This window comes from Klebsiella sp. K47 (assembly GCF_051858335.1).
In the GTDB taxonomy this organism is placed as follows: domain Bacteria; phylum Pseudomonadota; class Gammaproteobacteria; order Enterobacterales; family Enterobacteriaceae; genus Klebsiella; species Klebsiella pneumoniae.
On sequence record NZ_JBPYUI010000007.1, the window covers coordinates 225,807 to 240,369 of the forward strand.

The following is a 14,563-nucleotide window of genomic DNA, read 5'->3' on the forward strand; positions in this document are numbered from 1 at the left end:
TGTTAATGCCTGTGTCGTTCCGTTTGTTGCCAACGTTGACCTTTCTCCTGCTGTTGCCGGGCGTTCCCGTCTGGGCGCTGACCGCCAGCGACACCACCCGCCCTGCGCAAGCGCAAGATCCGCTGCCCGATATGGGGATTGCTCCCCAGGTTGATGACGACGCCCGGCACTTTGCCGAAGTGGCGAAGAAGTTTGGCGAGGCCAGCATGAGCGACAATGGTCTGACGGCGGGTGAACAGGCGCAGCTGTTTGCCATCAGTAAAATCGGCAATGAAGTGAGTCATCAGCTGGAGAGTTGGCTCTCGCCGTGGGGCAACGCCAATGTCGACCTGCTGGTCGATAAAGAGGGGAAATTCACCGGCAGTAAAGGGAGCTGGTTCGTGCCGTTGCAGGATAACGACCGTTATCTGACGTGGAACCAGTACTCGGTGACCCGGCGCGAGCACGATCTGGTGGGCAACATCGGGCTTGGCCAGCGTTGGCGGGTTGGCGGTTGGCTGCTGGGCTATAACTCGTTTTACGATAAAGTGCTGAGCGAAAGCCTGGCGCGCGGCAGCGTTGGCGCCGAAGCGTGGGGAGAATATCTCCGCCTGTCGGCAAACTATTACCATCCGCTGGGCGACTGGCAGCTACGCGATAATCAGACTCAGGAGCAGCGGATGGCCGCAGGGTATGACGTCACCGCCCAGGCGCGGCTGCCGTTCTACCAGCACATCAACACCAGCGTCAGCGTCGAACAGTATTTCGGCGATAGCGTCGATCTGTTTCACTCCGGCACCGGCTACCATAATCCGGTGGCCGTCTCCGTTGGGCTCAATTACACCCCGGTCCCGCTGGTCACGGTGACCGCTAAGCATAAGCAGGGGGAAAATGGCGTCAGCCAGAACAATGTGGGACTGAAGCTAAACTATCGCTTTGGCGTACCCCTTAAGCAGCAGCTTGCGGCAGACGAGGTGGCGATCAGCAACTCGCTGCGCGGGAGCCGCTTCGATAGTCCGGAGCGGGATAATCTGCCGGTGGTGGAGTATCGTCAGCGCAAAAATCTGACGGTCTATCTGGCCACGCCGCCCTGGGATCTGCAGTCCGGGGAGACGGTGCAGTTGAAGCTGCAGATCCATAGTCTGCATGGCATCAAGGCGCTGCACTGGCAGGGAGACACCCAGGCCCTCAGCCTGACGCCGCCGGTAGATGCCAGCAGCCCCGATGGCTGGAGCATCATTATGCCGGTGTGGAACAGTGAACCGGGCGCCGCGAACCGCTGGCGCCTGTCGGTGGTGGTGGAGGATAAACAGGGGCAGCGCGTCTCCTCCAATGAGATCGCCCTGGCGCTGACCGAGCCGCTGGTCAAGTTTACCACGCCAGGCGTCTCCTGGACGGACTCGCCTTAGAAGATTCGCTCCTGGTGGACCCATACCGCCGCTTCCACGCGGGATTTGAGCTTCATTTTCTTCAGCATGTGCTTCACGTGTACTTTGACGGTGCTTTCGGTGATATCCAGGCGACGGGCGATCATTTTGTTCGGCAGTCCCTGGGCTATCAGCTTGAGAATGTCGCGCTCGCGCGGGGTCAGCTGGCCGATGTCCCGATCGGAGGTGGCGCGGTTGGCGCGCAGGCTGGCGGCCAGCACCGGCGTTAACGCTTCGCTTAATACCATCTCTCCGGCGGCCGCCTGCTGCAGCGCTTTCAGCAGATCTTCCGGTTCCATGTCCTTCAGCAAATAGCCATCGGCGCCGCGCTTCAGGGCGGTGACAACGTCCTCTTCATGGTTGGAGACGCTGAAGACCACTACCCGGCCAGAAAGGGATTTCTCACGCAGCTTATCCAGAGTCTCCAGACCGTTCATGCCCGGCATATTAAGGTCCAGCAGGATCAGGTCAGGATCCAGTGACTCGGCCAGCTCAATACCTTGCGCGCCATTGCTGGCCTCGCCAATCACCTGGATGTCCGGCGCCATGCTGATCAACTGTTTCACGCCGGTGCGCAGCATCGGATGGTCGTCAATGAGAAGGATAGTTGCCCGTTCCTGTTGACTCATGAGGGTCTCCTTATTGGATGGAAAACGTTTTTTCCGGGATAAACGTGACGATCACTTCGGTTCCACCGGTTTCCCGGCGTCGTACCTGACAGTCACCGCGCAAGCTCTGGGCGCGATCCCGCATAATAATTAAACCGTAATGGTTACTCCGTTCGGCGTGGTCCGGTACGCCGCGGCCGTTATCCGCTATCACCAGACGAACCTGATTATCGCGTTGTGACACCGTCACGGTTACTTCGGTTGCGCTGGCATGCTTCAGAGCGTTGCTCAACGCTTCGCGAGCGATCTGCAGCAGGTGGATCGCCTGATGCGAGGGCACAAAGCGCGGCGGGAGCTGGTAATCAAGCTGCACCGTAAAGCCGAAGTGGGCGCTGTACTCCTGACAGCTGGCCTCCAGCGCCGGGCGCAGCCCCGGCTCGGTCAACTGCAGGCGGAAGGTGGTTAACAGCTCCCGCAGCTGGGCCCACGAGGTATTCAGTTCGTTACGGATCTGCCCCAGCAGCTGGCGGCTTTCCGTCGGCAAGGCGTCGCCTTGCATCTGCAGACAGCTAACCTGCATCTTCATACAGGATAGCGACTGGGCGATGGAGTCGTGCAGCTCGCGGGCGATAGTGGCCCGTTCTTCCATGACGATCAGCTGCTGCTGCTTCTCCTGATGGCGGTCCAGCGCCAGGGTGCTGGTCAGCTGTTCCACCAGGGTATCCACCAGCTGCTGCTGATCGTGGCTGAGATGGCGGCCAACCGGCAGCGTCGCCAGCAGGATGCCGTACTGACTATGCGCATCTGACAGCCGCCACTTCAGCGTTGTTCCCCCATCCGGCAGCGGCGGCAGATTGCGTGGACAGAGGTAGCAGCCTTTATCATCACAGTCATCATCCGAGTGGCAGGTAAACTCCTGGTGATTATCTTCGTCTTCCAGGTCGTAAACCCGTACCTCGATATCGCGCAGCAGCGTCAGCCCCTGCAGGCCATTCAGTACCGGCGAAATACGTTCGCAGAGCGGGGCGCTGGAGTGCAGCCGGCGGTTGGCCTGCCATAAGAAAGCGAGGATCTCGTTCTTCTGCTCCAGTCCGGCAGTCTTCTCCTGCACCCGCCGCTCGAGCACGGCATAGCTTTCCGCCAGCTCTTCCGACATGTTATTCAGCGCCATGCCCAGGGTCGCCATTTCGTTGCGGCCGCTGATGTGCGCCCGCTGGGTGAAATCACGCTGACTCACCGCGCGCGCCATGCTCAGCAGCTGTTTCCACGGCCGCAGCAGGCGGGCGCGTAGCCAGATGATAGTGAAGATCAGCAGCAGCGCCATACCAATGGCGAGGATGCGATGGATCCAGACCACCCGTTCGATACGCTGCTCGGTGGTGTGGTCGAATGCGGTGACCAACTGGTCGATACGATCGACAAAGTCGGCGACATCCTGGGCCACTTCCGCCTGATTGACTGCGCGCTGCATGCCGGGGGCCAGCGCCAGCTGCCAGTACTGCTGCAGGGCTTTAAGCTGGATTTCCTGGCCGTCGCGGCGGGCGGAATTTTGCAGCTCCGGGCTGAAGACGGTGGCGGTCATGTCCGCCACCAGTTTTTGATCGTTTTCATTCAGCGGGATCGCCGCCAGCAGCCGGTAGCTTTGCATACGCAATGAACCGGCCTTGTTAATGGCGTGCGCGCTGCCCTGCACGCCGTTCACCAGGCGCGCGGAGATCGCCATGCCGGCGACGCCAATAACCGTGGCGAGCAGCACGATTAACGCCAGTTGATTGACCAGCGTCAGCGGGGTAAAAAGACGTTTTAACATGGAATGCGTGGCTCCTGACCGGTCATGTCTCCGGGAGTGGCGCTTATTCTCGACTATCCCCTGGAGTATACCCATACCCCTAAAGAGTTACTCCTTAATTGTCGGTGGTAGGCGATGTTAGGGGGGGGATTATACGCAACCCGGCAGCAGCGTGAAAAACCACACTTTTTTCCCCACCATTCTCTACTCACTTGGAGGCATGGTTTATTTTTGCACAAATTAGCTCACGCTTTTCCTTTGATTTATATCAACTTACCGCCCCGGGTAACCCCTAAGGTAGCGGCAGGAAATATGAATAATCAGAGGTATCTATGAGTCAATCTTCCCTCCCGGAGAAGGCTAACCGCTCGGTCATAACCGACTGGCGGCCTGAAGATCCTGAATTCTGGCAACAGCGCGGCCATCGTGTGGCAAGCCGCAATTTATGGATCTCCGTTCCCTGTCTGTTACTGGCGTTCTGCGTTTGGATGTTGTTCAGCGCGGTTGCCGTTAACCTCAACAAAGTAGGCTTTCAGTTTACAACCGATCAGCTGTTTATGCTGACCGCGCTGCCGGCGCTGTCAGGCGCCTTATTACGCGTGCCTTACGCCTTTATGGTGCCGCTGTTCGGCGGCCGTCGCTGGACGGCGTTCAGCACCGGGATCATGATTGTGCCGTGCGTCTGGCTGGGCTTCGCGGTCCAGGATACCTCTACGCCGTTTAGCATCTTCGTGATTATCTCTCTGCTGTGCGGCTTCGCCGGAGCCAACTTTGCCTCCAGTATGGCCAACATCAGCTTCTTCTTCCCGAAAGCGAAGCAGGGCGGGGCGCTCGGCGTTAACGGCGGACTTGGCAATATGGGCGTCAGCGTGATGCAGCTGGTCGCGCCGCTGGTGGTCTCGATCTCTATCTTTGCCGTTTTTGGCGGTAACGGTAGCGAGCAACCGGACGGCTCGATGCTGTATCTGGAAAACGCCGCGTGGATCTGGGTACCTTTCCTGATTATTTTCACTCTGGCGGCGTGGTTCTTTATGAACGACCTGTCGGCTTCGAAAGCGTCGCTGAGCGAGCAGTTGCCGGTACTTAAGCGCCTGCATCTGTGGATTATGGCGCTGCTCTATCTCGCGACCTTCGGCTCCTTTATCGGCTTTTCCGCCGGGTTCGCGATGCTGTCAAAAACTCAGTTCCCGGATGTGCAGATCCTGCATTACGCCTTCTTCGGCCCGTTCATTGGCGCGCTGGCGCGTTCGATGGGCGGGGCGATCTCCGACCGCCTCGGTGGGACCCGCGTAACGCTGGTCAACTTTGTGGTGATGGCTGTCTTCTGCGCGCTGCTGTTCCTGACCCTGCCGACCAACGGCCAGGGCGGTAACTTTATCGCCTTCTTCGCGGTGTTTATGGTGCTGTTCCTGACCGCCGGGCTGGGGAGCGCCTCCACCTTCCAGATGATCTCCGTGATCTTCCGTAAGCTGACTATGGACCGCGTGAAGGCCCAGGGCGGCAGCGAAGCGCAGGCGATGCGCGAGGCGGCGACCGATACCGCGGCGGCGCTGGGCTTTATCTCCGCCATTGGCGCTATCGGCGGCTTCTTTATTCCGAAAGCGTTCGGTATCTCGCTGGATCTGACCGGCTCGCCGGCCGGGGCGATGAAAGTGTTCCTCGTGTTCTATATTGCCTGCGTGGTGATCACCTGGGCGGTATACGGTCGTAAGCGTCAGTAATCGGCCGCGGTAACGTTGGCGTATAAAAAGGCGCGCTCCCCACGGAGGCGCCTTTTTTAAGCGCTTAATTAGTTACAACATACTATGGGATAATATTGTCCGCATCGACCGCTGAGCCAGAACAGGTGGGCTTGCCAGTGAAATGGCTCTACCCCTTAATACCTCCGTTGTTAACAAATCCCGGCGTGATGCTGCTTTTTGAGGTGAAAATCATTAAAAAACAATAAGTTAAAAAATAACATCTTATACCACCTTGGTGGTAATCGAGGTTTTGCTGCGCAGTAACAAGCCAGTTCGGATTGATCGCTATCAATTCTCGCCCTCTTTCATAGCGTTACCTTCGCTGCAAATCCAGCAATGTCGATTTATCAGAGAGCCGTCAGGCTCCATATCAGGAGAAACCCGATGAGTAAATTCCTGGACCGGTTTCGCTACTTCAAACAGAAGGGTGAAACCTTTGCCGATGGGCACGGCCAGCTTCTAAACACCAACCGGGACTGGGAGGATGGATACCGTCAACGTTGGCAGCATGACAAAATTGTGCGTTCCACTCACGGTGTCAACTGCACCGGCTCATGCAGCTGGAAGATTTATGTCAAAAACGGTCTGGTGACCTGGGAAACGCAGCAGACTGACTATCCGCGCACCCGCCCGGACCTGCCGAACCACGAACCACGCGGTTGCCCGCGCGGCGCCAGCTACTCCTGGTATCTGTACAGCGCTAACCGCCTGAAATACCCGCTGATGCGTAAACGCCTGATGAAGATGTGGCGGGAAGCGAAAGTTCAGCATAGCGATCCGGTTGAGGCATGGGCGTCGATTATCGAAGACGCCGACAAAGCTAAAAGCTTCAAACAGGCCCGCGGTCGCGGCGGTTTTGTACGTTCCTCCTGGCAGGAAGTGAATGAGCTGATTGCCGCCTCCAACGTCTATACCGTCAAAACCTACGGTCCGGACCGCGTGGCTGGCTTCTCGCCGATCCCGGCGATGTCGATGGTCTCCTACGCGTCCGGCGCCCGTTATCTGTCGCTGATCGGCGGCACCTGCCTGAGCTTCTACGACTGGTACTGCGACCTGCCGCCGGCTTCGCCGATGACCTGGGGCGAGCAGACCGATGTGCCGGAATCCGCCGACTGGTATAACTCCAGCTATATCATCGCCTGGGGCTCAAACGTGCCGCAGACCCGCACCCCGGATGCGCACTTCTTTACCGAAGTCCGCTATAAAGGGACCAAAACCGTAGCCATCACTCCGGACTACGCCGAAATCGCCAAACTCTGCGATCTGTGGCTGGCGCCGAAGCAGGGTACCGATGCCGCGATGGCGCTGGCGATGGGCCATGTGATGCTGCGTGAATTCCACCTCGATAAGCCGAGCCAGTATTTCACCGACTATGTGCGCCGCTATACCGACATGCCGATGCTGGTGATGCTCGAGGAGCGCGACGGTTATTATGCCGCCGGCCGTACGCTGCGCGCATCCGACCTCGTGGATTCCCTTGGTCAGGAGAACAATCCGGAATGGAAAACCGTCGCCTTTGACGAGAAGGGCGACATGACCGTACCGAACGGTTCCCTCGGATTCCGCTGGGGCGACAAAGGCAAATGGAACCTCGAACAGCGCGACGGTAAAACTGGCGAAGAGATTGAGCTACGTCTGAGCCTGCTGGGCAGCCATGATGAAGTGGCGAACGTCGGCTTCCCGTACTTCGGCGGCGAAGGGTCTGAGCACTTCAACAAAGTCGATCTGGAAAACATTCTGCTGCACAAACTGCCGGCCAAACGCCTGCAGCTGGCCGACGGCTCTACCGCCCTGGTCACCACCGTGTATGACCTGACCATGGCTAACTACGGCCTGGAGCGCGGTCTGAACGATGACAACTGCGCCGCCGGCTACGATGAAGTGAAAGCCTACACCCCGGCGTGGGCGGAGAAGATCACCGGCGTCTCCCGCGCGCATATCATCCGTACCGCCCGTGAATTTGCCGATAACGCCGATAAAACTCACGGTCGTTCGATGATTATCGTCGGGGCGGGCCTCAACCACTGGTTCCACCTCGACATGAACTACCGCGGCCTGATCAATATGCTGATCTTCTGCGGCTGCGTCGGTCAGAGCGGCGGCGGTTGGGCGCACTATGTGGGCCAGGAAAAACTGCGTCCGCAGACCGGCTGGCAGCCGCTGGCGTTCGCCCTTGACTGGCAGCGTCCGGCACGTCACATGAATAGTACCTCGTACTTCTATAACCACTCCAGCCAGTGGCGCTATGAAACGGTGACCGCGCAGGAACTGCTGTCGCCGATGGCGGATAAATCCCGTTACAGCGGCCACCTGATCGACTTTAACGTGCGCGCAGAGCGGATGGGCTGGCTGCCGTCGGCGCCGCAGCTTGGCGTCAACCCGCTGCGTATCGCTGACGAAGCGAAAAAAGCCGGCATGACCCCGGTGGATTACACCGTGAAGTCGCTGAAAGAGGGCTCGATTCGCTTTGCGGCCGAGCAGCCGGAAAATGGCAAAAACCACCCGCGTAACCTGTTTATCTGGCGTTCCAACCTGCTGGGCTCCTCCGGTAAAGGCCATGAATACATGCTCAAGTACCTGCTGGGTACCGAGAACGGCATTCAGGGCAAAGACCTGGGCAAGCAGGGCGGCGTGAAGCCGGAAGAAGTCGAATGGCGGGATAACGGCCTCGACGGCAAACTGGATCTGGTGGTGACCCTCGATTTCCGTCTGTCGAGCACCTGTCTCTACTCCGACATCGTGCTGCCGACCGCCACCTGGTACGAAAAAGACGACATGAATACCTCGGATATGCATCCGTTTATTCACCCGCTGTCGGCCGCCGTTGATCCAGCCTGGGAATCGAAGAGCGACTGGGAGATCTATAAAGGTATCGCGAAGAAATTCTCTGAAGTGTGCGTGGGCCACCTCGGTAAAGAAACCGACGTGGTGACCCTGCCGATCCAGCACGACTCCGCCGCGGAAATGGCGCAGCCGCTGGACGTCAAAGACTGGAAAAAAGGCGAATGCGATCTCATCCCCGGGAAAACCGCGCCGCATATTATTCCGGTTGAGCGTGATTACCCGGCGACCTACGAGCGTTTCACCTCGATCGGCCCGCTGCTGGAAACCATCGGCAACGGCGGGAAAGGCATCGCCTGGAACACCCAGAGCGAGATGGATCTGCTGCGTAAGCTCAACTACACCAAGGCGGAAGGCCCGGCGAAAGGCCAGCCGAAGCTGGAAACGGCCATCGACGCCGCGGAAATGATCCTCACCCTGGCCCCGGAAACCAACGGTCAGGTGGCGGTGAAAGCGTGGCAAGCGCTGAGCGAGATCACCGGTCGCGAGCATACGCATCTGGCGCTGAACAAAGAAGACGAGAAGATCCGCTTCCGCGATATTCAGGCGCAGCCGCGGAAGATTATCTCCAGCCCGACCTGGTCTGGCCTGGAAGATGAGCATGTCTCCTACAACGCCGGTTACACCAACGTTCACGAGCTGATCCCGTGGCGCACGCTGTCCGGACGTCAGTCGCTGTATCAGGATCACCAGTGGATGCGCGACTTCGGCGAAAGCCTGCTGGTCTATCGGCCGCCGATTGACACCCGTTCGGTGAAAGCGGTGATGGGCGAGAAGTCCAACGGCAACCCGGAGAAGGCGCTGAACTTCCTGACCCCGCACCAGAAATGGGGTATCCACTCGACCTACAGCGATAACCTGCTGATGCTGACCCTGTCGCGCGGTGGGCCGATTGTCTGGATGAGCGAAGCGGATGCGAAAGATCTGAGTATCGAAGATAACGACTGGATCGAAGTGTTCAACGCCAACGGCGCCCTGACGGCGCGTGCGGTGGTGAGTCAGCGCGTTCCAGCCGGGATGACCATGATGTATCACGCGCAGGAACGTATCGTGAACCTGCCGGGCTCTGAAATCACCGGTCAGCGCGGGGGGATCCATAACTCCGTCACCCGTATTACGCCGAAACCGACCCACATGATCGGCGGCTACGGCCACCTGGCCTATGGCTTTAACTACTACGGCACCGTCGGCTCCAACCGCGATGAGTTTGTGGTGGTACGTAAGATGAAGAATATTAACTGGTTAGACGGCGAAGGCAACGACCAGGTACAGGAGAGCGTAAAATGAAAATTCGTTCACAAGTCGGCATGGTGCTGAATCTCGATAAGTGCATCGGCTGCCACACCTGCTCGGTGACCTGTAAAAACGTCTGGACCAGCCGGGAAGGGATGGAATACGCCTGGTTCAACAACGTGGAAAGTAAGCCGGGCGTCGGTTTCCCGAACGACTGGGAAAACCAGGAAAAATGGAAGGGCGGCTGGATCCGCAAAATTAACGGTAAACTGCAGCCGCGCATGGGCAATCGCGCGATGCTGTTGGGTAAAATCTTCGCCAACCCGCATCTGCCGGGCATCGATGATTACTACGAGCCGTTTGATTATGACTATCAGAATCTGCATAACGCGCCGGAGAGCAAACATCAGCCGATCGCCCGTCCGCGCTCGCTGATCACCGGCCAGCGGATGGACAAGATCACCAGCGGTCCGAACTGGGAAGAGATCCTCGGCGGCGAGTTTGAAAAACGCGCCAAAGATCAGAACTTCGACAACATGCAGAAGGCGATGTACGGCCAGTTCGAAAACACCTTCATGATGTATCTGCCGCGCCTGTGCGAGCACTGCCTGAACCCGGCCTGCGTCGCGACCTGCCCGAGCGGCGCCATCTATAAGCGTGAAGAAGACGGCATCGTACTGATCGACCAGGACAAGTGCCGCGGCTGGCGGATGTGTATCACCGGCTGTCCGTACAAGAAGATCTATTTCAACTGGAAGAGCGGGAAATCCGAGAAATGCATCTTCTGCTACCCGCGTATTGAATCCGGGATGCCGACGGTGTGCTCCGAAACCTGCGTGGGCCGTATCCGCTATCTCGGCGTCCTGCTATACGACGCGGACGCGATTGAAAACGCCGCCAGCACCGAGAACGAGAAAGATCTGTATCAGCGTCAGCTGGACGTGTTCCTCGATCCCAACGATCCGAAAGTGATCGAGCAGGCGCTGAAAGATGGCGTACCGCAGGGGGTCATTGAAGCTGCGCAGCAGTCGCCGGTTTACAAAATGGCGATGGACTGGAAGCTGGCCCTGCCGCTGCACCCGGAATATCGCACCTTGCCAATGGTCTGGTACGTGCCGCCGCTGTCGCCGATTCAGTCCGCCGCCGATGCGGGTGAACTGGGTAGCAACGGGATCCTGCCGGACGTGGAAAGCCTGCGTATTCCGGTGCAATATCTGGCGAACCTGCTGACCGCGGGCGATACCCAGCCGGTACTGCTGGCGCTGAAACGAATGCTGGCGATGCGCCACTATAAGCGTGCGGAAACCGTTGACGGCGTCGTCGATACCCGCGCGCTGGAAGAGGTGGGGCTGAGCGAAGCGCAGGCCCAGGAAATGTATCGCTATCTGGCGATCGCCAACTACGAAGATCGTTTCGTGGTGCCGAGCAGCCATCGTGAACAGGCGCGAGAAGCGTTTCCGGAGAAAAACGGCTGCGGCTTTAGCTTTGGCGATGGCTGCCACGGCTCTGACAGTCAGTTCAACCTGTTCAACAGCCGTCGCATCGACGCCATCGACGTGACCAGCAAAACGGAGCCGCACGCATGATTGAACTCGTGATTGTATCGCGTCTGCTCGAATATCCTGACGCTGCCTTATGGCAGCATCAGCAGGAGATGTTCGAGGCGCTCGCGTCATCAGAGAAACTTAGCAAAGAGGATGCCCACGCGCTGGGCGTTTTCCTGCGCGATTTAGTGGCTCAGGATCCGCTGGACGCCCAGGCGGCCTATAGCGAACTGTTTGACCGCGGCCGGGCCACCTCGCTGCTGCTGTTTGAACATGTCCACGGCGAATCCCGCGATCGCGGGCAGGCGATGGTGGATCTCATGGCGCAGTACGAGCGCCACGGCCTGCTGCTGGATAGCCATGAGCTGCCGGATCATCTGCCGCTATATCTGGAGTATCTGGCGCAGCTGCCGGAAGAGGAAGCGCTTGGCGGCCTGCGGGACGTCGCGCCGATCCTCGGTCTGCTCAGCGCGCGCCTGCAGCAGCGCGAAAGTCGCTATGCGGTGCTGTTCGAGCTGTTGCTGAAGCTGGCCAATACGCAGGTCGACAGCCAGAAGGTGGCGGAGAAGATTGCCGACGAAGCGCGCGACGATACGCCGCAGGCGCTGGACGCCGTCTGGGAAGAAGAACAGGTCAAATTCTTTGCCGACCAGGGCTGCGGCGAGTCGGAAATTTCCGCTCACCAGCGTCGTTTTGCCGGAGCCGTGGCCCCGCAATATCTGAATATCTCTAACGGAGGACAGCAATAATGCACTTCCTGAATATGTTCTTCTTTGACATTTATCCGTACATTGCGGGTTCGGTGTTCCTGATTGGCAGCTGGTTGCGCTATGACTATGGCCAGTACACCTGGCGCGCCGCCTCCAGCCAGATGCTGGACCGTAAGGGGATGAACCTGGCGTCGAATCTGTTCCATATCGGCATCCTGGGTATTTTCGCCGGCCACTTCCTCGGCATGCTGACCCCGCACTGGATGTATGAGTCCTTCCTGCCGATCGATGTCAAGCAGAAGATGGCGATGATCGCCGGCGGCGCCTGCGGCGTGATGACCCTGGTGGGCGGGTTACTGCTTCTCAAGCGTCGTCTGCTCAGCCCGCGCGTTCGCGCCACCACCACCGGAGCGGATATTCTGATCCTCTCGTTGCTGATGGTGCAGTGTGCGCTCGGCCTGCTGACGATCCCGTTCTCCGCTCAGCATATGGACGGCAGTGAAATGATGAAACTGGTCGGCTGGGCGCAGTCGGTGGTGACGTTCCACGGCGGCGCGTCACAGCATCTGGATGGCGTGGCGTTTATTTTCCGCGTTCACCTGGTGCTGGGCATGACCCTGTTCCTGCTGTTCCCGTTCTCCCGTCTGGTTCATATCTGGAGCGCGCCGGTCGAATACCTGACGCGCAAATACCAGATTGTCCGCGCCCGTCGCTAACTGGCCCGCGACTGCTCACTGACCCCGCCGCGGCGGGGTTTTTTTTCGCCCCAGCCGAGATTATTCCCTGCGGCGGCAAACAGAATAAGCATCCCACCGAGCAATTGCACCGCGGATAACGCATGGTGGAAGACCAGATAGTCAACCACCATCGCCACCAGCGGATAAATAAAGGAGAGCGAACCGGTAACGGGCGTCGGCAGTTTCTGTATCGCGCTATATAAAAGCTGATACATGATCCCGGTATGGACGATGCCGAGGATCAGCAGATAGCGCCAGGGGAAGCTGGCCGTCAATTCGGGGGCATGCACCAGCGGCAGCAGCATCACGACGCCGACGAGAACCTGAATGAAGGCGATATGTTGCGCGGGGAGCGGATGCAGTTTGCGCGCGATGATGGCGGTCAGGGCATAGAAGAATGCCGCGCCCAGCGCCAGCAACACGCCGGTGGTAAGCCCCTCTTCGTGTGCAGGCGTCAGCTCGCTCGACAGCAGGATCACTACGCCGCCAAAGGCCAGCAGTAACCATCCCCATTTCACGGCGCTGACCCGTTCCCCCAGCACCATCCCCATCAGTACCAGCATAAACGGCTGGGTGTTATAGACCACGGTGGCCATACCGATTGAGATCCGCGAATAGGCGGCAAACAGCAGCAGCCAGTTGACGACCAGCGCCGCGCCGCCAATCACCGCCAGAGCGAGAGTGAAACGCGTTAGCCGGTTGAAGGGCTGGCGGCTTAACACGATAAACACCAGCAGGGTTAGCGCGCCAATCAGGCAGCGCCAGAACACCACATCAGTCACCGGCAAACCAGAGAGCAGCACGAACGCGCCGATCGAGCCGGAGATTATCATTGCCAGGCTCATCTGCCAGACGCCGCGGGTAAGTTGCATTTTTCACCTCCACCATTTTTTAGTTATTGTGCGAAAAACCCTGACAGGGTGATATGGCTGAATTAAGGTAGAAGGGGGGAAGTGCCTTTTATAATTAGGTGAAATATATGAATGACGTACTTGATGAAATTGACCGGGCGATCCTCACCTGCCTGACTCAGGATGCCAGAGTTTCGCTCAAGGTCCTGAGCGCGCGGGTGGGGCTGACCTCGCCGAGCACCGCCGAGCGGGTGAAGTGCCTGGAGGAGCGGGGTGTCATTCAGGGCTATGGGGCGCGGGTAAATCTCGCCGCGCTGGGCTATAGCCTGCAGGCGCTGGTGCGGGTCCGGCCGCTGCCTGGGCTGCTGCAGAAGGTGGATAAATATATCCAGGCGATGCCGGAATGTATTGAAAGTGACAAGGTGACCGGGGAAGATTGTTTTGTGATGCGTCTCGTGGTGCGCGATATTGCCCAGCTGGATACCCTGCTGGACGGTCTGGCGGAGTATGCGCAGTGTAACACCTCGGTGGTGAAAAGCTCGCCGGTAAAAAGGCGGTTGCCACCGCTGTGAGTTTTTCCGGAGGCGGTGCTGCGCACCTGTCCGGGCTACCAGACGGCACCACTTGTAGCCTCGCTAAGCGAAGCGCGAGCGATGAGACAGCAGAACAGGTGGCTGAGAGTGCAACAGTGGTGGGGGAAGAATTACTCGGCGCTAAAGCGCCTCGCCTTCGGGCCATTGCCAGCGGCAACGTTCTCTCGCTTCGCTCGAGTCGAACCTTAGTCGAACCTTAGTCGAAGCTTCTCATCCTTCCCTGTAGGGCAGAATATAGAATACCGTAGGTAGATTATGCTGGGCATGGCATGGGGAGATGGTGGTGGGGGAAGGATTACTCGGCGCTAAAGCGCCTCGCCCTTCGGGCCGTTGCCTGCGGCAACGTTCTCTCGCTTCGCTCGAGTCGAACCTTAGTCGAAGCTTCTCATCCTTCCCCATGGGGCAGAATATAGAATATCGTAGAATAATTGGATTGAGGTGTTTTTTAAGAAGATGGTGGTGGGGGAAGGATTCGAACCTTCGAAGTCGATGACGGCAGATTTACAGTC

11 protein-coding genes and 2 other RNA genes are annotated in these 14,563 nt (G+C 58.6%); 8 read left to right on the forward strand and 5 right to left on the reverse strand.

The genetic code is table 11. The annotated features are described in order from the left end of the window. Positions 1 to 5: 5 nt before the first annotated feature. Positions 6 to 1,388: a YchO/YchP family invasin gene (locus tag RRF55_RS09500; RefSeq protein WP_002910201.1), complete on the forward strand. Its 1,383-nt coding sequence runs from the start codon at positions 6 to 8 to the stop codon at positions 1,386 to 1,388. Here the strand turns inward: RRF55_RS09500 and narL are convergent. Both narL and narX read right to left on the reverse strand, forming a co-directional pair. Next, positions 1,385 to 2,035: a two-component system response regulator NarL gene (narL, locus tag RRF55_RS09505; RefSeq protein WP_032438267.1), complete on the reverse strand. Its 651-nt coding sequence runs from the start codon at positions 2,033 to 2,035 to the stop codon at positions 1,385 to 1,387. The two genes, RRF55_RS09500 and narL, sit on opposite strands and share 4 nt — an antisense overlap. A 10-nt stretch (positions 2,036 to 2,045) precedes the next feature. Then, positions 2,046 to 3,824: a nitrate/nitrite two-component system sensor histidine kinase NarX gene (narX, locus tag RRF55_RS09510; RefSeq protein ID WP_087791187.1), complete on the reverse strand. Its 1,779-nt coding sequence runs from the start codon at positions 3,822 to 3,824 to the stop codon at positions 2,046 to 2,048. 311 nt (positions 3,825 to 4,135) lie between these two features. On the opposite strand from narX, the gene RRF55_RS09515 reads away from it, so the two are divergent. From RRF55_RS09515 to narI, 6 genes are all read left to right on the forward strand, one after another. Next, the gene (locus RRF55_RS09515) at positions 4,136 to 5,524 is read left to right on the forward strand and encodes a NarK family nitrate/nitrite MFS transporter (protein ID WP_004175568.1); all 1,389 of its coding nucleotides are present in this window, start codon (positions 4,136 to 4,138) and stop codon (positions 5,522 to 5,524) included. Between the two features lie 125 nt (positions 5,525 to 5,649). Further along, on the forward strand, positions 5,650 to 5,751 hold the full coding sequence (locus RRF55_RS09520) for a hypothetical protein (protein WP_048333118.1): 102 nt from the start codon (positions 5,650 to 5,652) through the stop codon (positions 5,749 to 5,751). 178 nt (positions 5,752 to 5,929) lie between these two features. After that, positions 5,930 to 9,673: a nitrate reductase subunit alpha gene (locus tag RRF55_RS09525; RefSeq protein ID WP_032436577.1), complete on the forward strand. Its 3,744-nt coding sequence runs from the start codon at positions 5,930 to 5,932 to the stop codon at positions 9,671 to 9,673. Then, the gene (gene narH / locus RRF55_RS09530; protein ID WP_002910193.1) at positions 9,670 to 11,205 is read left to right on the forward strand and encodes a nitrate reductase subunit beta; all 1,536 of its coding nucleotides are present in this window, start codon (positions 9,670 to 9,672) and stop codon (positions 11,203 to 11,205) included. Before RRF55_RS09525 ends, narH begins: the two co-directional genes overlap by 4 nt. Further along, positions 11,202 to 11,912, forward strand: a complete 711-nt coding sequence (narJ, locus tag RRF55_RS09535) for a nitrate reductase molybdenum cofactor assembly chaperone (protein WP_002910191.1) — start codon at positions 11,202 to 11,204, stop codon at positions 11,910 to 11,912. Before narH ends, narJ begins: the two co-directional genes overlap by 4 nt. Further along, positions 11,912 to 12,589 carry a respiratory nitrate reductase subunit gamma gene (narI, locus tag RRF55_RS09540; RefSeq protein ID WP_002910189.1) on the forward strand — a complete coding sequence of 226 codons (678 nt, stop codon included), beginning with the start codon at positions 11,912 to 11,914 and terminating at the stop codon, positions 12,587 to 12,589. The genes narJ and narI overlap by 1 nt, the downstream gene beginning before the upstream one ends. Here the strand turns inward: narI and RRF55_RS09545 are convergent. Beyond that, entirely contained in the window at positions 12,586 to 13,482 is an 897-nt protein-coding gene (locus RRF55_RS09545) for a DMT family transporter (RefSeq protein ID WP_009307604.1), read from the reverse strand. The two genes, narI and RRF55_RS09545, sit on opposite strands and share 4 nt — an antisense overlap. A gap of 107 nt (positions 13,483 to 13,589) precedes the next feature. Here RRF55_RS09545 and RRF55_RS09550 point away from each other — a divergent pair, with 107 nt between their 5' ends. Next, on the forward strand, positions 13,590 to 14,033 hold the full coding sequence (locus tag RRF55_RS09550) for an Lrp/AsnC family transcriptional regulator (protein WP_064277303.1): 444 nt from the start codon (positions 13,590 to 13,592) through the stop codon (positions 14,031 to 14,033). A 114-nt stretch (positions 14,034 to 14,147) separates the two neighbouring features. Here RRF55_RS09550 and RRF55_RS09555 read toward each other — a convergent pair. Next, positions 14,148 to 14,289, reverse strand: a non-coding RNA gene (locus tag RRF55_RS09555) — RtT sRNA. A 43-nt stretch (positions 14,290 to 14,332) separates the two neighbouring features. Then, positions 14,333 to 14,464: non-coding RNA, RtT sRNA (locus RRF55_RS09560), on the reverse strand. Positions 14,465 to 14,563 lie beyond the last annotated feature (99 nt).